This is a genomic window from Methylobacterium fujisawaense, from assembly GCF_014138435.1.
GTDB lineage: Bacteria > Pseudomonadota > Alphaproteobacteria > Rhizobiales > Beijerinckiaceae > Methylobacterium > Methylobacterium fujisawaense.
This window is the reverse complement of the sequence record NZ_JACJIM010000002.1, coordinates 649,397-671,737: the sequence shown is the minus strand read 5'-3', so window position 1 is coordinate 671,737 and position 22,341 is coordinate 649,397. Positions and strand designations below refer to the sequence as shown.

The window sequence follows — 22,341 nt, the reverse complement described above, 5'->3', positions numbered from 1 at the left end:
AGACTGCAATTTGGACGGCGTCCCGGAGTTATTACTGAGCGCCCGTTCGGAACACTAAAGATCTGGATGGGATCAGCGCACTTCCTGGCCTGGATCCTAGCGAAGGTCAGGGCGGGAATGAGCTTGCAGGTTCTGGCCTACACCATGAAGCGGATGATCCAGATCTTTTGGGTCCGTCCGCTGATGGCGGCGATCTGAACCTGAGGCCCGCCACCGCGCTCCGGGAGGCTACTCCGAGCATCTCCCAAACCCTGGGGATCCGCGTTCTCACACGGCCTCGGTCGATAGAGGCCGTCCGCCTTCTGGCAGACCGAACATCTAGCCGCTCTCAGCCACAACCATGCGCCAGAGCTCATCGCGACTGTCGGCCGGCAGGGCAGCACGCCCTTTCAATTGGCGGTGGAGATACACGACCAGGTGGGGAGCAGGGCACGGGAGGTGGCCGAGCGACTCACTTGATGGACAGCAGACTCAGCATCGGATTGAAAGAATAACAGATAAGAAAGGGCGAATCCGAATAAAATCTAGGATACCGGCTATTAATTCTGTATATTTGCATAAAAATATTATAGAATTTGCTTTATGTTTGTCGATATAGCGTCGAGCAATCGATTATATACTTTAAATCATGATTACTCCCAGAGGACAATTTTGATGCGGTCACCCATCGAAGCAGCAGGGCAGGGCGCTTTCGTCGCGAGAAAACGTGGTGCCCTCCCCTGAACATCTGAGAGCGAATCTGCCCATCCGGCGGTGACTCGATTTGGTGGCCCGCACGCAGGTGGGTTGGACGCTACGGCTACCCCGCCGCGTCACGGCGCTACTGCAAGCAGATCGCTGGCAGGCCGGCAAGGATCGGAGCCAGCGTTACCCACGCGTCGCGAGGCGCTTAAGGTCCCCAAAAGCACAGGCCGCACAGCCGACTGTGGCTCAACGACGGCTCGTGTACGCGCCTGCGGCCGCTCTGTAGCGACCATGTCTGGAACTTCGAATTGGTCGCTGGCGCGCCCATCTCCGGCTCGTGCAGACGCACGACGGGCAGAGCCGACGAGCCTGACGCTGATCAACGAACACTGCTGGGCCGCCCTGGCTGAAGGCGGCACAGCGGATCAACAGTCAGGAGGTCTGCCGCGGCTAGCGCCATCGGACGGAGCGCGCGACGTTTCGAAGCCGCCGAGCTTCCGTCGCCAACTTGATCGCACGACATGGCGAGTGGGTGCCTCGCGATGAACTTACGACAAGGCGACACCGAGGCCGGTTCAGAGCTTCGTGAGAGGGCGATGTTGTGCACGGCGGCCGGCTGGCGCTACTCTAGGTCGTTGCCTTAGGGCGTGAACCGAACCAAGCCATTGCTACGGTTTGGCGGTTTATTATTCCAGGCGGCCGTTTGCGGCCTGGAGGTGCCGATGGCGAACCTGTTCTGTTTCTCGGATGAGCAGTGGGCGGTGATCGAGCCGTTCATGCCCAGGGACCAGCCCGGACCTGAGCGGAAAGACGACCGGCAGATCATCTCGGGCATCCTGCATGTCCTGACGTGAGGCTGCCGCTGGCGCGACGGCCCGACCGCGTATGGCCCGCGCACCACGGTCTACAACTGCTGTAACCGCTGGTCGCGGCGCGGCTTCTGGAAGGCGATGCTGACCGCGCTGGCCAAGGCCGGGTGGGCTGGCGATCCGGCCGCTCTCGACAGCAGCTACGTCCGGGCTCACCGGTCCGCCCAGGGCGGGAAAGGGGGGGGCAAGGGCGCAGGCCATCGGCCCGTCGCGCGGTGGTCAAACGACCGAGATCCACACCCTCACCGATGTCCTCGGCCGGCCCGCCATCCTCCTGCTGACGCCGGGCATCGCCAGCGACGTGACGACTGGCCCAGCGGTGCTGGCCGAGGGGCCGGGCCGGATCCGCCGTTTGAGCGCTGACAAGGGCTACGATGCCGACTGGCTGCGCACCGGCCTCCGCAACAGCGGGGTCGCCCCAGTTATCCCGGGCAAACGCGGTCGCAAGCGTCGGATCCACCATGACAAGCCCCGCTGTCGGGAGCCTTGGCGCATCGAGGCGATGTTCAACCGCCTCAAAAACCTCCCTCGCATCGCCACGCGCTACGACAAGCTCGCCCGCAACCACGCCTCAGCCCTCGCTCTGGCCGCCGTCGTCGCGTTCTGGTGCTGATCGCGTCCGGACCCTAGCGTCACCCCGACTTGACGCTTCGCATGACGGCACTCGGCAGACGCCCCTCATCCCGATCTGCTCATGCAATCTCTGCATATCGGGCTTGAGGTATGTGGCATACCAGGCAAGGCGTGCAGTGCGATATCGCTTCTTGCGCACCGCACAACAGGACGCCGCCGATGACCCTGCTCGCCGCTCTCGCTCTCCTCCCCGTTGCCGCCATCGCCAACTTCGCAGTCGTTGTCGCGCTCGCCAATCACTTCGACGGCGACAAGCCGGCCGCGGGTTTCACCGGCCCGGTCCCGACACTGGCCTGAGTCATGACGGGCCGCGTCACGCGGCCTCGCTTGAGGATGTCCCGGAATTCGATTCGGCCGGCAGGTGAGGCTCCGGGATTGCTCCGCCCACCTGCGTGACCGCCTCAGCGAACGCCCGGGGCGTCAACGGACGGGAGGCTGCCCGTGCACGGAAGCCGCCTCAATCCTGGTCTTTCACGTCTATCCCCGACGAAGCAGCGTTGGCTTGAACTCAGGCGCGGAGACGCCGTCCGCTTTAGGGCATGTCTGTCCCGGAAGCGGTGTGACGGACATCTCACTCCGCAGACGCCGGAAGGCCCTTCAGACGTATCGGGAGCAGACCGATCGACCGTCGGAGGCACTGGGCTGGTTCGCTGCCGCACGCGAAGAGGCCGATCCTGCTTGCGCTGTGTCTGTCATTCGGCGAGCACGAAGGCGAGGCCGAGGATCGCCACAAGCACCGCTCCGCCCGCGAGTTCCTCACGCGGCTCTTCTGCAAAACGCGGCGACCGGCTTGCGCTGGCAACGCCCGCTCCGACGAGTCCGATGATCAGGAAGCCGAGGCCGAGCAGGTCGGTGGTCTGAACGGACGGTAGCATGGGTCGATCCTCCGTCAGAGATGTCCCTTATTCTTCTGGCCACGCCCAATGTGCTTCGACGTGGGCGATCAAACCAAGTGCATGATCGCGAACGAGGACCGCAGCCTGATCGGCGTCGCGTTCCTGCAACGCGGTGATGATGGCGGCATGCTCGCGCATCGAGACTTCATACCGCCCCGACCGATGGAGGAAGGCCGATCGAACCGCCCGCATGTGGATGAACAGGTTGGTCGTCATCTCGACCATCAATCCACAGCCGCCGAGACGGATGATCATCTGGTGAAAATCGAGGTTGGCTTCCTCATAAGCGGTCAAATGAACAGGCAATGCCGAGGGATCGAAATCCTGGAAGACTTTGCTCAGGTCGCGGAGATCGGCGTCCGTGGCGTGCGTGGCGGCGGCATGAGCTGCCGAGCCCTCCAGCGCGGCCCAGACCCTGATCATCTCGATGACTTCGCGCTTGGTCTTGCGCGTCACGAAGAGTCCGCGGCGTGGCACCGTGCTTACGAAGCCCTCCCGTTCCAGAAGCGTCAGGGCTTCTCGGACTGGCGTTCGGCTGATGCCGAGATCTTGCGCAATCTGGTGTTCGTTCAGCCGGATCTGTGCCGATCCGTCGTAGAGATCCATCGCGAGGATCGATCGCTTGATGCGGTCGTAGGCCTGCTCACGCAGGCTCACAGTCTGTCCGATCGAGATTAGACCCAAAGAGGTCTCAGGTGGCTGCAGCACAGTCGAGCTCCGAGAGCGCCGAAAAATCGATCTTGGCATCAAATCCGAGGAACGCGCCGGAGCGCACCTGGGAGGCCGCTTGAAAACGGGGGCCTGGAAAGCGGTGCCTGACCCGATGGTGGCTGGAGGCCCGAGTGTTCCAGGCTGTCTGCGACGTGGATGCGTCCTGGAGATGCGATAGGCATGCGGGTGCCGCAACTTGGCCGGTCAGCACGACCCCGGCTCCGGAATTCCGGAGCCGGGGCCTTGAGGCTTTCGCCGGGCCGCGCCGCGGCCGAGCCCGACGCTCAGGCGTGAGCCAGCGCCAGCTTGGGAGCCGCCGCGTCGTTGTTTGCCTTGTGGTGCTGCTTGAGCATCGGCCGCAGCACCGCGATCGCCAGCAAGGCGGCGATCAGGTCCATGCTCGCCACCGTGTACAGGACCGTGGCCCAGGTGCCGGTCGCCTGCATGATCAGGTTGCCCACCGGCACGAACAGCGCCGCGAAGCCTTTGGCGCAGTAGAGCACGCCGTAGATTTTGCCGATGTGCTTGGAGCCGAACGTGTCGGCAGCGGTGGCGCTGAACAGCGAGTAGACCTCGCCCCAGGCCAGGAACACCACCCCGGACAGGATGACGAAGGCCCACGGATTGGAACCGAAATAGCCCAGTGCCACGATGCCGATACCCTCCATCGCGAACGCGATGAACATGGTCTTCTCCCGTCCGATCCGGTCCGAGATGAAGCCGAAGAGCGGGCGCGAGATGCCGTTCATGATCCGGTCGAGCATCAGCGCAAAGGGCAGCGCCGCCATGGCAAAGAAGTACAGGTTGACCTGGAAGTTCTTCACCCCGAGATCCTGCGCGATCACGCCGAGCTGGGCCACCGCCATCAGGCCGCCCGTCACCGTGCAGGTGAACATCAGCAGCATCACATAGAAGACGGGGGTGCGCAGCGCCTCGGCCAGCGTGTAGTCGCGCCGCGACTGAAGGACCTTAGTGGAGAATGGCACCTGGTTCTTGAGTGGCGCGCGCATGGCGATGGCGGCGGCCATGATGATCGCGCCCTGGATCAGACCGAAGATGAAGAAGGCCTGGGCGTAATTGCCGCCGTCGATCATCTTGGCGATCGGCAGGATGGTGAGTGCGGAGCCGGCGCCGTAGCCGCCCGCCGTGAGGCCGACCGCCAGGCCGCGCTTGTCGGGGAACCACTTGAGCGCGTTGTTGACGCAGGTGGCGTAGACGCAGCCGACGCCGATACCGCCGGCCACGGAGCCGAGATAGAAGCCGCTCAAGCTCGTGGCGTAGGAGTTGATGACCCAGGCCAGGCCCGTCATCAGACCGCCGAACATGACGACGCGGCTGGGACCGTACTTGTCGATGAAGTACCCCTCGATCGGGGTCAGCCAGGTCTGGACGACGACGAAGATCGTGAAGGCGACCTGGATCGCGGCGCGGTCCCAGTTGAAGGTCTTCTGGATCTCGGGGACGAACAGCGTCCAGGCATACTGGATGTTGGCCGCTGCAACCATGCAGATCACGCCAAGCACAATTTGTAGCCATCGATTGGTATTGGGCGTTGCCGTACCCGGCACGGCATCTGGCATGGCCATGAGCTTCCTCCCTCGTCCCTGCGCTGACATTCGGCGACGTGCTGTAGTATTGGCGTGCACGTCGGCGGGTTGCTTGCCCGTGCCGGAACCATCTCGCGGGTTCCGAGATTGACTTGGCGGCATGCATTATTCTGTGTGCCAGGATCATATGGCAAGCGAAATAATTCATTTTTTGTTGTCGACAGCGCGGGATGAAAAGTCGGTTCTGCGCGTGCATCCCGATCGGAGATCGCGACCCGTCACCGTGATCCGCGAAGGTCGACGCCGCGTCCTCGTGGCTCTCCGGCAGAGCGAACCCAGTCTGGATCCGGAACAGGCTGTTCGGCCCGCCGCGCGCCGTCGCCGTAATGCGCTCCGAATGGGCGACTCGGCGGCCCGCGACCATCCAGTCCAATGCGCCCGGACGGATGACTCGATCGGCCCCGGGGCGGGTCCGGCGATGGACGTCGCCGCGGCAGAGGCCGGTCACGGTGGCGAGACCGATCTGCGGATGCGGCCAGACATCGATACCCTGGCCCGTCAGACGTGCGGCGGGGCCGGCTTGGTGGAAGACCCTGCATGGCGGGACCGTGCGGCGATCCGGTGCCGGCACGGCGCGTCGAATTTCGAAGCCGCCGAGATCCCTTGCACGGAGACTGATGAGCGTCTCGATCGCGTCGACGCCCACCTCATTGCGGCAACGCGGCTCCAGAACTTGATCCCGCTCATGGCGTCATACTCTCGGTCTGGTTCGGCCGCCCACGATCGTTGCCAAAGGCTTGTGAAAAAGCGCGATCCCCCTTCGGGCCACTCAGACCCGACAGGCCCCGGTCAAGGGGCCACATAGCGCGGCTTCCCGCCATGCGGTCTTGTCGAACACCACGGTGGTGAGGAACCAAGCATGGCACATGTTCTCGTCATAGGCGCCAGCAAGGGCATCGGGTTGGAGACCACAAAGGCGGCTCTGGCGGCCGGGCACCGTGTGCGCGCCTTCGCGCGGTCCGCAGCCGGCATCGGTCTGTCGGATCCGAGCTTGGAACGGTTTACGGGCGACGCGGTGAATGCGGCCGATGTCGCCGCCGCCCTCGATGGCATGGATGTCGTCGTGCAGGCGCTGGGCGTACCGACCAGGGATCTCATCAGGCCCGTCCGCTTGTTCTCGGAAGCGACCAACCTTCTCGTGCCCGCAATGGAGACCGCCGGGGTGAAACGGCTGATCGCCGTCACCGGTTTCGGTGCGGGCGACAGCCGGGATGCGATCGGACTTCTCCAGCAACTGCCATTCCGTTTGGTGTTCGGACGCGCCTACGACGACAAGGACGCGCAGGAGATGCGCATCCGCAGGAGCAGCCTCGATTGGACGCTCGTCAGGCCCGGCGTCCTGACGCCCGGCGCCGCGACAGGCCGCTACAAGGTCCTGACCGAGCCCGCGTCCTGGCGAAACGGCCTGATCTCTCGAGCCGACGTGGCAGGGTACATCGTCGCCCAGATCGACCATCCGTCCCACGAGCGGAAAGCCGTCGTCCTGGTCCGGTAGGCCGGAGGTCGCAGACTTGCCCGCTCCGCATCGTCGGAGCCGGGTCGCCCTCGACATGAGGGCATCTCTGCCCATGACGCACCCAAGGGATAGCTCCCGATGCCAAATCCCATTCGATCCGCCGTCCGCGCTGTCCTCGAAGGCGGCGTCGAACTGGTGGCTGCCTACAACCGGGCGCGGCTGCCAAAGACCCCGAACCCCTTCGTGATCGGCATCCACGAGCCGATGCGGGAGGAGCTGACGCTGCAGGACCTCGCCGTGATCGGCTCGATACCGACCCAGCTCGACGGTCGGTACCTCAAGATGGGCGCGAACCCCGTGCGGCCCGCGTCGGGCGGTCACAACTGGTTTCTCGGCGACGGCATGGTGCACGGTCTCGCCATCAAGGATGGCAAAGCCTTGTGGTACCGCAATCGGTGGATCGGCTCGCGCACGGCCGCCGCCGCCCTCGGTCGGCCCGCCGCACCCGGCCCGCGTCGGGGCGCAAACGACACCGTAAACACCAACGTCGTCGATATCGGGGGCCGCGCCTTCGCGGTCGTCGAAGCAGGCAGCTTCCCTGTCGAACTCTCCGACACCCTGGAGACGCAACGCTACAATCCGTTCGAGGGCACGCTCGCCGGATCCTTCACGGGGCATCCGCACCGCGATCCGATCACTGGCGAGACCCACGCGATCGCCTATGACGGGCGTGTCTGGGACGCCATCCGCCACGTCGTCGTCTCGGCGGCCGGCAAGGTGGTCCGCGACGTACCGATCGCGGTCCAGCACGGTCCCTGCGTCCACGACTGCGCGATCACGGCACGCTTCGTGATCGTGCTCGACCTTCCCGTCACCTTCTCGATGCGGGCCGTGCTCGCCGGCCACCGCTTCCCGTTTCGCTGGAACAGCGCTCACCACGCCCGGGTCGGGCTGCTTCCTCGTCACGGGCGCGCCACCGACATCGTGTGGTGCGACGTCGAGCCGTGCTTCGTCTTCCATGCCGTCAACGCCTTCGACGGTGAGGATGGGCGCGTGATCCTCGACGTGATCGCCTATCCGACGATGTTCACCTCGGAGGGCGGCGAACTCGACACGCTGGGTCGGCTTGAGCGCTGGACCCTGGACCCCACGACGCAACGCGTCGAGCGTCGCGTGATCGACCAGGCCGCGCAGGAGTTTCCCCGCATCGACGAGCGCCGCTTCGGGCAGAGATATCGATACGCCTACACGGTGTCCGTACCCGCGGACGGCAATCCGCAGCTTGCCGGCGCGACGACGCTCTACAAGCATGATCTTGAGAAGGGTGAGCGCCGCGTGCACCCGTTCGGCGAGCATCACGTCCCGGGCGAGTTCGTGTTCGTGCCTGCAAGCGAAGGTGCTGGTGAGGACGAAGGCTGGCTGATGGGCTTCGTGATCGACACGGCGCATGAAACGACGGACTTTGCGATCCTCGATGCTCGCTCGTTCGAGGCGCCCCCCTTGGCGATTGTCCGGCTCGGGCATCGGATCCCGCCATGTTTCCACGGAAACTGGTTTCCGACGCCCTGAGCCGGACAGGCCGCACACAGGCAAGGCTTGCAGGTCCGACCCACGGCCCGAGCCAGCGTCGATGTCCCCCGACGAGACAGTGCCGACGACAACCGAGGGGCCCCGGCCGCTTCAGGGTACGAAGGACTTCGCGTCACAAAACCGAAAGGGGCACATTCTGGAGGCGAATATGCTGGCAACACGAAGACCAGACTTCGGCGTCTGCTATCACCCCGGCATAAACCGTATGACGCGCGTCAGCGGGTGCCGCGCCTAGGCTGGGATACGCGTGCCGTCCCAGGCGAAGACGCCTCCGGTATCCTTCACTTCGAGGTCGCCGAGCACGCGCAGGAGATGAGCCGCACTCTCATCGGGCTGAAAGACACCCTCGGCACTCGGGTCGGGCCGGAAGGGCCGCGACAGGTTGGAGGCGACTGTGCCCGGATGCAGGCCGACGACGATTGCGTCCGGTCGGCTGCGGGCCACCTCGATCGAGAGGGTCCGTAGGATCTGGTTCAAAGCCGCCTTCGAGGCGCGATAGGCGTACCAGCCACCGAGCCGATTATCTTCGATGGATCCGACCCGCGCCGACAACGCCGCGAACACGCACCGTCCCTCCCGCGCCAGCAACGGCACGAAATGCTTGGCGACGAGCGCAGGGCCGATCGTGTTGATCGAAAGGACGGTGGCCATGGCGGCGGGATCGAGCGCCTTGAGCGCCTTCTCGGGCAAGACGCCCTCCTGATGAAGGATGCCGGTCGCGACGATGATCAGACCGGCTGATCCGGCCTCACCGACCTTGGCCGCGGCCGCGGCGATCGACGCCTCGTCGCCCAGGTCGATCGGGTGGGTGCGGACGCCGCGCGGGACTGACGGCTGCGAGCGGGAGAGCGCGAAGATCGGCGCATAGGCCTCACTTGCGGCGAGTCGGGAGACCAGGGCTTGGCCGATGCCGCCGGAAGCGCCGATCACGACCGCGCTGGTCGAGGTCGATGAGGTCAAAGCGATGCCTCCCGGACAGGCGCAGGGGATTGGCCTGTCTTACGGAAGATCAGGCTCAGATTGTTGGCCGGCATCGCGACGCGCTCGAAAAGGTGTAGCCCCTGCGTCCCGGCGGCAGCCGCGACGGCCTCGATGTCACGCACACCCCAGGACGCGTTCCTCGCTCGCAGGCTGTCATCGAACGCTGTGTTGCTCGGCGCGGTGTGGGCACCATTCTCTCGGAACGGACCGTAGAGATAGAGAACGCCCCCCGCCGGAAGCGTTGCGCCCGCGCCGGCCATCAACCCGGTGGTGGCGTCCCAGGGCGCGATATGGATCATGTTGATCGCGACGAGCGCATCGGCCCGCGCCACCGGCCATGGCGGACGGGCCGCATCGATCGCGAGCGGCGAACGAATGTTGGACAGGCCCGAGGCCCGCGCATGGGCGCCGATGCTGCGGCGCGCCGCTTCGTCTGGATCGCTGGGCTGCCAATCGAGCGCGGGCATCGCATTGGCGAAGTGAACGGCGTGCTCACCAGACCCGCTTGCGATCTCGAGAACGAGGCCGTCGGGCGGCATGACGCGCTTCAGGACTTCGACGATGGGTCCGGCGTTGCGCGCCACGGCCGGCGAAAACAGAGCGTCTGACATGGAGCGCCTTTAGCGCCTTTCCGTAAGGGCCGCACGGCTTACCCGCACGGCGCGCCCGTTCTCCGCCGATCAAGCGCGGCACCCGAAACTGCTATCGTAACACGAGGCAGCCCGCCGGATTGGGCCGAGATCTGAACGGCGGCTTTTGGGCGCCCCAGCGGGCTAGACAGTCGTCCCATATCGGCCTGTGCCGCCCCTGAACGGGCCGTCGAAAGGGGCTCTTTCGATCGGGGCTGAAGCGAAGAGTATCCGGAGAACCGGTATCTCGGCCTACGGGTGCGGACCGTGGCACGCAGGCTCAGGGAAACTTCCATCAGATCTAGCCGGATGGGACAGTGCGCTTCCGAGCCGAAACCGATCCCCTGTCCCATTCGGTCAAGCTGCCGTGCGCAGACTTGATACGTTGCTTCACGCCTTCAGCAGGCATTCTCGTTGGTCCGCGTTGAGGCGCGCGCGATGCCGAGAGTTCCCATCCTCCACCGGTTCGCCATGTCGTCAGATCCCTCGCCGGACATGGTCTTTGTGCCTGGAGGGACGTTCCGGATGGGTTCGGACCGGCACTATCCGGAAGAGGCCCCGGTTCATCGAGTCTGCATAGACGGCTTCTGGATCGACCGCACGCCGGTCACCAATGCCGATTTCCGGACCTTCGTGCGCGCCACCGGCTACGTGACGATGGCCGAGCGCCGGCCCGACCCGAAGGACTACCCCGGCGCGTTGCCGCACATGCTGAAGCCCGGCTCGCTCGTGTTCAAGCCGCCCAGGGGCGCGGTCGAACTGCACGATTGGAGCGCGTGGTGGCGCTTTAGATTCGGCGTGCATTGGCGGCGGCCCTACGGGCCGGGCTCCTCGATCGCCGGCCTTGACGATCACCCGGTGGTGCACGTCGCCTACGCCGACGCTGATGCCTACGCAGCCTGGGCCGGCAAGGTCCTTCCGACCGAGGCTGAATGGGAATACGCCGCGCGCGGCGGTCTCGACGGGGCCGAATTCGCCTGGGGCGACAAGCTCACGCCGGGCGGCCGGCACATGGCCAATACCTGGCAAGGCGCCTTCCCGCACGAGAATCTCGCCCTGGACGGCTACGAGCGCACCTCGCCGGTGACCGCGTTCCCGCCCAACGGCTACGGCCTGCACGACATGATCGGCAATGTCTGGGAGTGGACGACCGACTGGTACGCGCCAAGGCATGAGGGCGATGCGCCCAAGGCTTGCTGTATCCCGATGAATCCGCGCGGCGGATGCGTGGAAGGCAGCTACGACCCTGGTCAGCCGGAGATCAACATTCCCCGGAAGGTGATCAAGGGCGGTTCACACTTGTGCTCGCCGAACTACTGCCAACGCTACCGTCCGGCGGCGCGACATGCCGAGGCAGTCGACACTTCGACGAGCCATCTTGGCTTTCGTTGCGTCGTCAGATCCGGGCATCGAACGCGATCGGCCTCAGCGGGAGGACTGCGATGATCAAGAAAAGCGAGCCCTCCGAGACAGCGCCGAATATTGATTTGCCGACCCCCCCCGAAGGCGCAACGTTCCGTCCAACCCGCCGTGCCCTGCTCTCCGGAACGGCCGCTCTGGCTGTGACAGGAACCGCTGTGCACGCGCAGCTCCGCGGAAGCCCGGGCGCGCCGAATGCCGTCGAGTTCCCGAACAGCCGTGTGTTGCCGACGCCAACGCCGCAATTCAGCGGCACGATCATGCCGACGGCAAAGGATAGCGTTGCCGCTTGGCCGCCCGCGGTTGCTGCCCCGGAGGGCGCGCCCAATGTACTTCTGATCCTGACCGACGACGTCGGTTTCGGCGCGCCGTCGACCTTCGGCGGCCTCATCCCGACCCCCGCGCTCGACAAGATCGCTGCGGCCGGTCTTCGATACACGGCCTTCCACACCACGGCCCTTTGCTCGCCCACGCGTGCAGCCATGCTCACCGGCCGCAACCATCACTCGGCAGGGACCGGAAATATCTCGGAAATGTCTTCGGGCTTTCCCGGATACAACTCGATTATTCCGCCGGAGAAAGCCACGGTGGCGCAGACGTTGCGTCTGAACGGTTATTCCACCGCCTGGTTCGGAAAAAATCACAATATCCCTGCGTGGGAAGCCAATCCCGTCGGCCCGTTCGGCAATTGGCCTGTCGGCATGGGCTTCGACTATTTCTTCGGGTTCGTCGGCGGCGATACGAGCCAATGGCAGCCGGGCAACCTTTTCCGCAACACAACACCGATCCATCCTTACGTCGGACGGAAGGATTGGAATCTCGGGACCGCGATGGCCGACGATGCCATCAGCCACATCAGGACGCTTGCGGCGGTCACGCCCAACCGTCCCTGGTTCATCCACTACGCGCCAGGCGGCACGCACGCGCCGCACCAGCCGCCGAAAGACTGGATCGAGACGTTCAAGGGCAAGTTCGACGCCGGTTGGGAAACGCTTGCCCGTCAGATCTTCGACAATCAGAAGACGCTGGGCGTGATTCCGGCGAACGCGCAATTGCCGCCGTGGCCGGATTTTCTGAAGCGGTGGGATAGCCTGTCGATCGACGAGAAGAGGCTCTTCACGCGGCAGGTGGAGGTCTATGCGGCCTATCTCGCCTACACCGACCACGAGATCGGTCGCGTCATCCAGGCGGTCGAAGATCTCGGACAGTTCGACAATACGCTGATCATCTACATCAGCGGCGATAATGGCAGCAGTGCTGAAGGCTCTATGAACGGCACGCCGAATGAGGTCGCCTATTTCAATCTTCAGTCATTCACGGTCGAGCAGCAGTTGCCGTTGATCGAAGCCTGGGGCAGCGACCGCACCTATAATCACATGGCCGTGCCATGGACGTTCGCATTCAATACGCCTTATCGCTGGACCAAACAGGTGGCGTCGCACTTCGGCGGCACACGCAATGGTATGGCAATCTCCTGGCCAAAGCGTATCGCCGATAAGGGCGGAATACGAATGCAGTTCCATCATGTGATTGATATCGTGCCAACGCTGCTCGAAGCGATCGGCATTCCACCTCCCACCATGGTGAACGGGATTGCACAAGCGCCGGTGGAAGGCACCAGTGTTGTGTACACCTGGGACAAGCCCAACGCGGATGCGCCGTCCCATCGCAAGACCCAGTATTTCGAAATCTTCGGCAACCGCGCGATCTACCACGACGGATGGGTCGCGTGCACGACACCCATAGCCACGCCGTGGAATCCGGGCGCCCCGGTTCCCGATGATGCGATCAACGGCTACAATTGGGAGCTGTACAATCTCGCGCAGGATCCCACAGAGTTGAACGATCTTGCGAGACAGGAGCCTGAGCGACTGCGTGTCATGCAGGAGCTCTGGCTTGTGGAAGCGACCCGCTATCAAGTGCTTCCTGTAAACAATTCGGTGATCACGGGTATGATCACGCCACGACCGGGCTCGGCCGCCGGCCGCAAGCAATTCATCTATACAGCGCCGGTCTTCGGCATTCAGGCGAATTCGGCGCCCAATATCCTCAATCGCTCATATCGAATTTCGGCCGAAATCGAGGTGCCGCAGGGCGGGGCCAACGGGATGCTGATTACCCAAGGCGGCCGCTTTGCCGGCTGGGGCCTGTACCTGCGCGAGGGCAAGCCTGTGTTTACAATGAACCTGCTGGGCATGGAGCGACCGAAATGGGAAGCCGCGGTCGCGCTGTCGCCCGGTCGGCACACTCTTGTCTTCGACTGGCAGATGGACGCGAACGGCGCCCCGTTCTCGCGAGGCGGATCGGGTACGCTTTCCGTCGACGGCCAGGAAGTGGCACGGCGTTCCCTGCCGCGTACGCTGCCCTTCACCTTTGCCTGGGATGAAACCCTGGATGTCGGTCTCGATACCGGTACCCCTGTCGATGACTCTGACTATCAGGTTCCATTCAACTTCACCGGCAAGCTGAATCGGATCATTGTGGACCTCGGGGAGTCGAGCGTGACACCTGAAGCGCTCCGCGATTTTCAATCGCAGGCGCAAAAGCGCGCATGAACGATCTGCAAGCTCTGCCTGCGGCGGCATCAAACGCGCTGCAGGACTTCTCCCAATCTGCCCGCCCTTGAAGAAGCCCGTGGTGCGGCCTTGCAGGGCATGACTCATTCCTCCCCGGACGCGATTGGCGCAGGTGGAGGCCTGGCTTAGATCGGCGTTCGGGGACGTTGTCCTTCAGCGCAGTGACCAGCGATGCACGCTGCTCCCACGCTCGAAGTCCGTAGGCTGCAGGCGTCCACGCAGCTTTGGCTTGTCACCGGTCGTGTTCTGGCGCGGTCCGGGAACGCGCCAAGCAGGCTGCATGCTTGAAGAACAAGCCTGTCTGCATCGCATATCCGGGTTCTCACTACCGGCCGATGACGACGCCCGGTGTCTGACCCCTCACCGCCCCACTTGGCCAAATCGACCTCGGATGTGAGGCTAGCCCGTGTGGCCGCGTTCTTGGGCAGAGATAATCCGTAACCGACGTCAGAGCTTCGTCACGAGCGGCTTATGGTCCGCCGGCTGCTGTGCCGGAGCGACCCAGAGTGGCGCAGAGATTGTTAGATACGTTGCCGTGCCGGCGAAGCGGTTCTTGACATCGAACTCGCGGAAGAAGCGCACATTCGTCGAAACCGGGATTTCGCCCAGCTTGAAGGTGTAGCCAATCTGGGCACCGAGTGCCGTGACTCGACCTTTGAACGAGCCGATCCTGTCGCCCGAACCGCTGTCGCCGGTGAGCTGGTTGTAATAGTAGCCAACGAGACCGACCGACAGTTCCTTGCTCAAGTACTTCGACGCCGACCATTCCAGATGGAACTCCGTGCCAGTGAGGTATTGCGTCGCTGGATTGATCCAATTGAATGTGATGCCCGGCACGACCGAGAGCTCGTAGCCGAGAAGCGGATCGAGGTAAGTGAGCGCGGCGCTCAGATCGATCGCCGGGCGATTGAGCGCGATATTGGAGAGCTGGCCGTTCTCGAAACTGCCGGACGGGACGACGCCGAGGAGCGTGCCGCTCCAGTGGAAGTTGCCGGAATGCCAGCCTACGAACGAGGCGAGATAGATGTCGCCGACGGTAAAGTTGGCGTCCCGCTCGCGGCCGGCAATGATACGGTCGATGCGCGGCGAGGCGAGGACGGCCCCGGCACTGACATTGGGTGTGCCGAACGGAATAGTGATGGAAAAGCCGAGATTGCCGCCCAGGATCTCGAACGGCGTGACCCAGATCGGCGTTACGAAGTTCGCGCTCGTGTCGTTCTTGATGTTGGCGGCGACGACGCCGCCGCCCTGGAAGAGGCGGTTTCCGCCGAAATTGCCGGAATAGTAGTAAGTCTCGCTCTCGAAGTAGAAGCCCGGCGGCGGTGTCACCCCCGCGAGCGGGCCGCGGTTGCCGAGAACGTAGATGCCTTGCGCATACTCCGCCGCCTGTGCATCCGGCGCAGCAACGAGCCCCGCGGCGCAGGCGATGGCCAAATAAAATATTCGCCAAGCCCTGCGCATCGCAACGCCCTCGGTATATTCGACGTTGCTGAAGCGTCTCACAAATCGAATGCAGTGGCAATGGCCAAGCTAGGATGCTGGCGCCCCGCTCGTCGCGACATTATTTATTTTCCTGGGGCGAGACGGATGCAAAATCTATCTTCCCGCAGGTCGATATAAAATGATCGCCCGATGTGCGCGATTCGGATCCGGGTGGCCGATCGGGCCAGGATGCTTCGTTTGCAGGAACACAGGCATCGACCGACGTGAAACATCTTTCCTTCGAGCCGCCTACGCGAAACCCGGCAGGCGAATTCAAGATAAATCTCGGGAAGTGGCGCGACTAAGACTTACAAGCCGGGATGCAGCAATGTCCGCGCGTCATCGCACCGACTGTCGGAAAGTGGATGGGGTGGATGGCTACACGGCGAATTTCAGAGCGAACCGCTCGGTACCGAGGCGCTTCTGGATGGCTTGCGCGACGAACTCGGCATCGCGGCCGACCGCGCCGAAGCGGCCCGAGCCCCAGGTGTGCAACCAGGGCAGGCCGATGAAGTAGACACCGTCCTCCTTCGTCACCCCGCGCTTGTGCTTGGGGCTTCCTGCGCCGTTGAAGACGGACGCATCGAGCCACCGGAAATCCGGCGTGAAGCCGATGCACCAGATGATCGACGTGATGCCGGAGCCCGCAAGGGTGAGGCTGGTCACGGGCTCGCCCGGCTCCCAAACGGGTGTGTAGGGCTCCTGAACCGGAGCTTGGATGTCGTTCTCGGCGATGTACTTGTCGATGGCCGCGTTGATGCCGTTGTACGTCCGGTCTGCCCCGTCGAGTGAGCGCTTGAGGTTGTCGCGGAAGCGCAGCGTACCGTCGTGGTAGTCGTCCAACGCGCCGTAGAGCTTCATGCCCTCGCGGGCGAAGCGGCGCAGGTCGATGTCGCGCCCGCCGTCGCGGCCGGTCACGTAGTGGTTGGTGTTGTCGCGGACGCCGTCGCGCAGCGGGTGGTTGTCGACCGTCATCTCGTAGTAGCCCATGTCGGCGAGCCACGTGACGACGTCGCGGCCCCGGTAGAACCGGGCGCAGCGCGGCGCGTCGCCGACCGCGAGATGGACCGTGCGGCCGGCGAGATGAAGGTCTTCGGCGATCTGGGCGCCGGATTGGCCCGAGCCGACCACCAGAACCGCGCCCGCGGGCAGTTGCGCCGGGTTGCGGTACTGGTTCGAGTGGATCTGCGTGACCGAACCCGGCAGCTTCTCGGCCATGCGCGGGATGATCGGCGTATGATATCCGCCCGACGCGACCACGACCTCGCTCGCCGTGTAGTCGCCGTCCGAGGTCCGGACCGAGAAAAGACTATCTTCGCGTCGTTCGACCCGTGTGACCGCGACACCCTCGCGGATCGGCGGGTTCACCTTGGCGACGAAGCCCTTCAGGTAGGCGACGATCTCGTCCTTCTTCATGAACCCGTGAGGATCCGGCCCATCGTAGGGGTGCCCCGGCAGGTCACACTGCCAGTTCGGCGTGACCAGGCAGAACGTGTCCCAGCGCTGCGAGGACCATGTATGCGCCGCGGATTCCTTCTCGAACACGAGGTGCTCGATGCCGCGCTGCTTCAGGTGGTAGCTGACCGAGAGGCCGGCTTGGCCGCCACCGACGATGGCGACAGGGACGTGACGGGACGTGGACGTCATGGCTCTGACTCCCGGATGTTCCTAAGGACGCTCTGGTTCAGGGCTCGAAGGTCTCGACCGTGACGAGGCCGCCCGGGGCCTGCCGCTTCGCCGCGGCCTCGATCCGGGCGAGTTGGGCCATCGCCGACGAGCAGGCGAAGCCGTACCTCTCGCGCACCCGCTCGCTCGCGATGTTGAGGGCCGTGCGGGTCTTCTCGACAAAGTCGTCGAGGGCGTAGCTCTCGCCTGGGGCGAGGAAGTCCTTCACGACGAGGGAAGGTGAGTAACAGGCCTCGCGCCGGCCATCGGGCCAGCGGATGTGGAAATGCATCTCAGGCATGGATCGGCTCCCGTTCGACGCGGGCGCAGGCCGCGTAGGTCGCGAGGTGTCGCTCGGCGCAGGCGCGCCAGGAGTGGGTGGCGGCCCGGGCCGACCCGGCAGCGTGCAGGCCGGCGCGGGTCATCGGGGCCAGGGCGGCCGTCATGGCGTCGGCGATGTTCCGGGGATCGCCAGGATCGACGAAGAGGGCGTCGTCGCTCCGGAGATACTCGGTGAAGGGCGGCCGGCGGGAGACGATCGCCGGAAGGCCGCAGGCCATCGCCTCCAGCACGCAGAGGCCGAAGCCCTCCGTCCAGGAGGGAAAGGCGAGAACGTCCGCCGTCCGATAGAAGGCCGGCATCTCCTCCTGAGAGACCGGCCCGGTCTCGATGACTGCCTCGCCGCGCCCGACCACAAGTCCGTGGGCGCTGAGCGCGGCGCGGCATCGGGCGCCGTAGGACGCATGATCGAGGAGCGATGCGCCGCCCACGACCACGAGCTGCGCCTGCGGGTGGCGACTGCGCAGGAGCGCGAAGGCCTCGATGATGCCGGCGGTGTTCTTGCGCTCCTCAAATCCGCCGACGCTCAGGACGATCGGCCCGCCACCGAGGCCCCAGCGCGCCCGCACGATCGCGTCGGCTTCGGTCGGCATCGCTCGGTAGATCGACAGGTCCACCCCGTTCCCGACGACGGGGATCTCCGTACCGAGATCGCCCGCGATCCGGTCCGCCCAGGCGCGGCTCACGCAGAGCAGGCGCGTGGCCTCACGAATCGAGCGATCCTGCCAATCCGCCAGCACCGGGTCGGAGAAGCTGTCGAGGTGATGGACCGTGCGGACGAAGCCGGGGATCAAGCGGCGGTGCTTGAGCGTCGCGAGGGCATTTCCGCCGATGCCGCAATGGGCGTGAAAGACGTCGAAGTCGCAGGCGGCGGGGGACGCGAAGTGGCGCAGGTAATCGTCGATCCGAGCCCGGACGAGGTCGACCGTCGTGCCGGCGACCGGCCTTGCGGCCACTGAGACCATCGGGCAGGCGGCAGGGCGAAAGAAGCCGCGCCCGGACGGATCGGGCGCGTGGACCACGGCCTCATGCCCGAGCGCGCACAGGGCCTCGGCCAGGGCGAGGCAATGCGCGACCCCGCCCCGCGGATTGGTGGAATGCGTCAGGACGGCGATGCGCAGGGCCGTCATCGGACGGCATCCTTGTCGTCCTGGCCGCAGCCGATCAGCGGGCCGATCGAGAAGTCCCAGACCACGGCTTCCTCGCCGGGCGCATCGCGCACCCGGGCGACGCGGCTTGCATCGAGCTGACCGACCATGGCGACCGCGATGCCCCGCTCGGCGAACCGCGCGCGCACGGCGGCCGTGCGCTCAGGGCGAACGCTCAGGAGGTAGCCGAAGCTCGGAAAGGCGTTGAGCCAGCGGGCGAGCGGTATATCCGCAGGCCGCGGGATCGCGTCGAGGTCGATGACACCGCCGACCTTCGAGCATTCCAGCAGCATCAGGGCGGTGCCGACGACGCCCGCCATGCTGATGTCCTTGGCCGCCCGGCAGAGCCCGTCCTCCGCGAGGCCCGGCAGCAACGCGAGATCACCGCGCAGGCGCTCGCCCGCCGTGCCGGTCGAGGCGTCCCAGTACGGGTAGGGTTCGCGGAAGCGTCCGCGCAGGTCGATCGCCGCGACGAGGTCGTCGCCGGGCGCCGCGTCGAAGCTCGTGAGCAGGCGCGGCCCGGCCCGGCCGAGCACGGCGACCGCCAGGTTGCCCGCCTGGGCGCGCGTGTTGGTGTGACCGCCGACGATCGGGACCCCGTAGAGCGTTGCAGCGTCGGACAGGCCTGCCAGGATCGGGTCCGCCGCCGCGGCATCCCGGCTCCACAGCGCGTCGACCACGGCGAGCGGCCGCCCACCCATGGCGGCGATGTCGCTGAGGTTGACCATGACCCCGCAATAGCCGGCGAAATACGGATCGGCCGCGACGAAGCTGTCGAGAAAGCCTTCGATGGCGAACAGCAGGTGGCCGTCGCCATCCGGTAAGGCGGCACAATCGTCACCGACCGGCACCGCGGCGCGCCGGCTGGTCAGGCCGAGCCGCGCGACCACGGCATCGATGTCGCGCTTATGGGCGACGCCGCGCGCGTCACGGATCTGGCCGGCCAGGGCCTGGAGGTCGAAGCCCGCCGTCATCACGCGGCCTTGCGGAACGTGACGAGCCCGTGCTCCGGATCGTGCATCGGCGGGTAGGCCGCGAGGTCCGCCTGCATCAGGTGATGGGCTCGCCCGTGCAAGGCGACTTCCTCGAGGCTCGTCCAGTTCAGGGCCCGGAACAACGGGACGTTCCGGTCCTGCACATGGGCCAGGAACCGCGTGCAGCCCCGCGCATGGGCCGAGGCGACCGCGACCTGGATGAGCCCGGCGCCCAGCGCGGCGGTGCCGCGGAACGGTCCGGCGACGGCCAGGCGCGAGCCCCACCACTCGCCGGGACGCTCCGATCCGTGGTGGATGCGAACGGTGCCGACGACGGCATCGGCGTCGCCGCCGAGCGTCGAGAGGGCACAGATCGGGATGGCGTGCGCGTCGACGGCGTCCCGGTCGTCTTCGGTGAAGATGCGCTGCTCCGCGCAGAAGACCTGGCGGCGCAGCGCCTCGCAGGCGCGCCGCTCCCACGCACTCGTGGCGAACTTGATGCGGAAGTGGCTTGGCCAGTACGGCGGTACGGGTTCGAGGATCATGAGGTCGCCCTCGCGCGCTCGTAGGTGGAAAGCGCCGAGCAGGCGCCGCAGCGACCGCAGCCGGCCTTGATGTCGGTTGCGCGGAGATTCGCGCCGACCAGCATGTCCGCGAGGGGTTTGAGGATGCCGTGCATGAATTCGGGGCCGGGCGCCGGGTGGCTCTCCAGCGGCGTGCCGGAGATCGGCACGAACGGCACCACGAACGGGTAGACGCCCATCCCGATGAGGCGCTCGGCCATCTCCAGGATCGCCTCCGGCGCGTCGCCGAGGCCGGCCAGGATGTAGGTCGAGACCTGGCCCCGCCCGAAGACCGGAACGGCCGCCTCGAAGGCCGTATAGTACCGCTCCAGTGGCACGCTCGCCTTGCCGGGCATGATCCGGGCCCGGACCTCGGGCGTGACCGCCTCCAGGTGCATGCCGAGGGCGTCGATGCCCGAGGCCTTCATGCGCTCGAACCAGCGGTCGTCATCCGGCGGCTCGCATTGCGCCTGGATCGGCAGGTCGACCGCAGCTTTGACGGCGAAGGCGCTCGCGCAGAGGACGGCGGCGCCCCGGTCGGTCGCGTTCGGGGTGCCTGTGGTCATGACCATGTGCTTGACGCCGTCGAGGAGCACGGCCGCGCGGGCGACCTCGGCGAGCTGTTCGGGTGTCTTGTGCGCGACGGTGCGACCGGCGGCGAGGGACTGGCCGATGGAGCAGAACTGGCAGGTCTTCGTGCGACTGGCGTAGCGGATACAGGTCTGGAGCACGGTGGTGGCGAGCACGTCCCGCCCGTGCAGAACGGCGATCTTCGCGTAAGGCACGCCGTCGAGGGTCGAGAGCGCGTAGAAGCGCGGCTTGCCCGGGAAGGTCGCCTGCCCGATCACCACGCCGTCATGCTCGATCGCCGAGACCCCGTTCGCGTCCGGGTGACGGACCAGGAAGGGCGAGTCGAAGGCGGCCTCGGTGTGGACCGGCACCATCACGGTGCGGCCCGCGATGGTCATGGCCTTGTGGTCCGACGGTCCGGCCCCGCCCCGACGGCTCGGCGCCCCGGCGCGGGTGTCGGCGAGCCTAACGCCGTAGGACTGCAACGCGTTGATCAGGCGCTCCGTCGGCATCCCGACCAGTCCCGCTACCACCGGCGGACACGCGGGACGGCTCGTCGGAAGCGGAGAACGGCTCATGGTCGAGGCTCCGGAAATCGGTCTGGGAATGGATCGGCTGGTGCACGAACGAGGCCGGACGGTCGTCGTGGAGGAGGCTGAGCAGTTCGGGCCTCGCGTAGTGGCCGACCGCGTCCATCATCCGCTTGCGCTTGGTCACCAGCGCGAGGTCCATGTCGGCGACGAGGATGCCTTCGCCGGGCCCGAGGGGATCCGCGAGGTGCTTGCCCTCCGGCGAGACGATGGCGGTGCAATTGCCTCCCCGGCAGGCGCCGCGCAGGCGCTCGTCCGGGCACACCTGTGCCACCTGCGCGTCGGTGAGCCATCCGGTGGCGTTGACCACGAAGCAGGCCGCCTCCAGCGCGTGGTGGCGGATCGTCACCTCCATCTGATCGGCGAAGATCTGGCCCACGAGCGAGCCCGGGAACTGCGCCGCGTGGATTTCCTCGTGGCGCGCCATGAGGGCGTAGCGGGCAAGGGGGTTGTAGTGCTCCCAGCACGCCAGCGCGCCGACGCGGCCGACCGCCGTCTCGACCACGGTGAGCCCGGCGCCGTCGCCCTGACCCCAGATCATGCGCTCGTGGTAGGTCGGGGTGATCTTGCGGCGCTTGAGCTTCAGGGAGCCGTCCGCATCGAAGATCAGCTGCGCATTGTAGAGCGAGCCGTGGTCGCGCTCGTTGACCCCCAGCACGATCACGGCGCCGTGGCGGCGCGCGGCGGCCGAGACGGCCTGCGTCACGGGTCCCGGCACGGCCACCGCGCGCTCGTAGAGGCGGAGGTGCTCGGCGCCCTGCAGCGCGGGCGGCAGCACGAAGGAGAAGTAGGGGTAGTAGGGGACGAAGGTCTCGGGGAAGACCATGAAGCGCGCGCCCTTCGCGGCGGCCTCGTCGATGGCGTTCAGCACCCGCTCCAGGGTCCCCTCCGGCCGGTCGAGATCCGGCGCGATCTGGACGGCGGCGGCCCGCACGATCCGGTTCTCTGACATGGTTCAA

General features: G+C 65.7%; 18 protein-coding genes and 4 pseudogenes. 8 read left to right on the top strand and 14 right to left on the bottom strand.

The window, feature by feature from the left end:
• Positions 1-36 precede the first annotated feature (36 nt).
• The 4 genes and pseudogenes from GGQ91_RS08055 to GGQ91_RS08045 form a co-directional block, all read left to right on the top strand.
• Positions 37-198: pseudogene (locus tag GGQ91_RS08055) on the top strand (IS5/IS1182 family transposase); the annotation flags it as partial.
• A 590-nt stretch (positions 199-788) separates the two neighbouring features.
• Positions 789-1,117 (top strand): annotated as a pseudogene (locus GGQ91_RS28070) (IS3 family transposase); the annotation flags it as partial.
• Positions 1,118-1,406: 289 nt separating this feature from the next.
• Positions 1,407-2,166, top strand: a pseudogene (locus GGQ91_RS08050) (IS5 family transposase).
• Between the two features lie 179 nt (positions 2,167-2,345).
• A complete protein-coding gene (locus GGQ91_RS08045) occupies positions 2,346-2,483 on the top strand; it encodes a hypothetical protein (RefSeq protein WP_170867468.1) in 138 nt (45 codons plus the stop codon).
• A gap of 395 nt (positions 2,484-2,878) precedes the next feature.
• On the opposite strand, the gene GGQ91_RS08040 is transcribed toward GGQ91_RS08045, so the two are convergent.
• From GGQ91_RS08040 to GGQ91_RS08025, 4 genes and pseudogenes are all read right to left on the bottom strand, one after another.
• On the bottom strand, positions 2,879-3,061 hold the full coding sequence (locus GGQ91_RS08040) for a hypothetical protein (protein ID WP_043347259.1): 183 nt from the start codon (positions 3,059-3,061) through the stop codon (positions 2,879-2,881).
• Positions 3,062-3,088: 27 nt separating this feature from the next.
• Complete coding sequence (locus GGQ91_RS08035; protein ID WP_051044669.1) at positions 3,089-3,790, bottom strand: GntR family transcriptional regulator; 702 nt, start codon at positions 3,788-3,790, stop codon at positions 3,089-3,091.
• Between the two features lie 287 nt (positions 3,791-4,077).
• Entirely contained in the window at positions 4,078-5,379 is a 1,302-nt protein-coding gene (gene oxlT / locus GGQ91_RS08030; RefSeq protein WP_051044668.1) for an oxalate/formate MFS antiporter, read from the bottom strand.
• A 238-nt stretch (positions 5,380-5,617) separates the two neighbouring features.
• Positions 5,618-6,070: pseudogene (locus tag GGQ91_RS08025) on the bottom strand (pirin family protein); the annotation flags it as partial.
• Positions 6,071-6,259: 189 nt separating this feature from the next.
• On the opposite strand from GGQ91_RS08025, the gene GGQ91_RS08020 reads away from it, so the two are divergent.
• Positions 6,260-6,895 (top strand): NAD(P)-dependent oxidoreductase, encoded by a 636-nt coding sequence (locus GGQ91_RS08020; RefSeq protein WP_182591727.1) that lies wholly within the window; start codon positions 6,260-6,262, stop codon positions 6,893-6,895.
• A 99-nt stretch (positions 6,896-6,994) separates the two neighbouring features.
• Positions 6,995-8,425: an 8'-apo-carotenoid 13,14-cleaving dioxygenase gene (locus GGQ91_RS08015; RefSeq protein WP_182591726.1), complete on the top strand. Its 1,431-nt coding sequence runs from the start codon at positions 6,995-6,997 to the stop codon at positions 8,423-8,425.
• A gap of 252 nt (positions 8,426-8,677) precedes the next feature.
• Here the strand turns inward: GGQ91_RS08015 and GGQ91_RS08010 are convergent, their stop codons facing one another.
• Together GGQ91_RS08010 and GGQ91_RS08005 are read right to left on the bottom strand one after the other, a co-directional pair.
• On the bottom strand, positions 8,678-9,406 hold the full coding sequence (locus tag GGQ91_RS08010; RefSeq protein ID WP_182591725.1) for an SDR family NAD(P)-dependent oxidoreductase: 729 nt from the start codon (positions 9,404-9,406) through the stop codon (positions 8,678-8,680).
• Positions 9,403-10,038, bottom strand: coding sequence for a DUF938 domain-containing protein (locus GGQ91_RS08005; protein ID WP_182591724.1), 636 nt, complete (start codon positions 10,036-10,038; stop codon positions 9,403-9,405). Before GGQ91_RS08005 ends, GGQ91_RS08010 begins: the two co-directional genes overlap by 4 nt.
• Positions 10,039-10,494: 456 nt before the next feature.
• Between GGQ91_RS08005 and GGQ91_RS08000 the strand changes: the two genes are divergently transcribed.
• Entirely contained in the window at positions 10,495-11,502 is a 1,008-nt protein-coding gene (locus tag GGQ91_RS08000) for a formylglycine-generating enzyme family protein (RefSeq protein WP_075381955.1), read from the top strand.
• Positions 11,499-14,030, top strand: a complete 2,532-nt coding sequence (locus tag GGQ91_RS07995; protein WP_182591723.1) for an arylsulfatase — start codon at positions 11,499-11,501, stop codon at positions 14,028-14,030. The genes GGQ91_RS08000 and GGQ91_RS07995 overlap by 4 nt, the downstream gene beginning before the upstream one ends.
• 468 nt (positions 14,031-14,498) lie before the next feature.
• On the opposite strand, the gene GGQ91_RS07990 is transcribed toward GGQ91_RS07995, so the two are convergent.
• From GGQ91_RS07990 to GGQ91_RS07955, 8 genes are all read right to left on the bottom strand, one after another.
• On the bottom strand, positions 14,499-15,512 hold the full coding sequence (locus GGQ91_RS07990) for a SphA family protein (protein ID WP_182591823.1): 1,014 nt from the start codon (positions 15,510-15,512) through the stop codon (positions 14,499-14,501).
• Positions 15,513-15,911: 399 nt separating this feature from the next.
• Entirely contained in the window at positions 15,912-17,180 is a 1,269-nt protein-coding gene (locus GGQ91_RS07985; RefSeq protein WP_182591722.1) for an MSMEG_0569 family flavin-dependent oxidoreductase, read from the bottom strand.
• A 37-nt stretch (positions 17,181-17,217) separates the two neighbouring features.
• Positions 17,218-17,499, bottom strand: a complete 282-nt coding sequence (locus GGQ91_RS07980; protein ID WP_043378887.1) for an MSMEG_0570 family nitrogen starvation response protein — start codon at positions 17,497-17,499, stop codon at positions 17,218-17,220.
• Positions 17,492-18,667, bottom strand: a complete 1,176-nt coding sequence (locus GGQ91_RS07975; protein ID WP_182591721.1) for an MSMEG_0565 family glycosyltransferase — start codon at positions 18,665-18,667, stop codon at positions 17,492-17,494. The genes GGQ91_RS07980 and GGQ91_RS07975 overlap by 8 nt, the downstream gene beginning before the upstream one ends.
• Positions 18,664-19,659, bottom strand: coding sequence for a sll0787 family AIR synthase-like protein (locus tag GGQ91_RS07970; protein WP_182591720.1), 996 nt, complete (start codon positions 19,657-19,659; stop codon positions 18,664-18,666). The genes GGQ91_RS07975 and GGQ91_RS07970 overlap by 4 nt, the downstream gene beginning before the upstream one ends.
• Positions 19,659-20,204 (bottom strand): MSMEG_0567/Sll0786 family nitrogen starvation N-acetyltransferase, encoded by a 546-nt coding sequence (locus tag GGQ91_RS07965; RefSeq protein WP_043378882.1) that lies wholly within the window; start codon positions 20,202-20,204, stop codon positions 19,659-19,661. The genes GGQ91_RS07970 and GGQ91_RS07965 overlap by 1 nt, the downstream gene beginning before the upstream one ends.
• Positions 20,201-21,304, bottom strand: coding sequence for an MSMEG_0568 family radical SAM protein (locus GGQ91_RS07960; protein ID WP_182591719.1), 1,104 nt, complete (start codon positions 21,302-21,304; stop codon positions 20,201-20,203). Before GGQ91_RS07960 ends, GGQ91_RS07965 begins: the two co-directional genes overlap by 4 nt.
• Complete coding sequence (locus GGQ91_RS07955) at positions 21,258-22,334, bottom strand: Nit6803 family nitrilase (RefSeq protein ID WP_043378877.1); 1,077 nt, start codon at positions 22,332-22,334, stop codon at positions 21,258-21,260. Before GGQ91_RS07955 ends, GGQ91_RS07960 begins: the two co-directional genes overlap by 47 nt.
• Positions 22,335-22,341 lie beyond the last annotated feature (7 nt).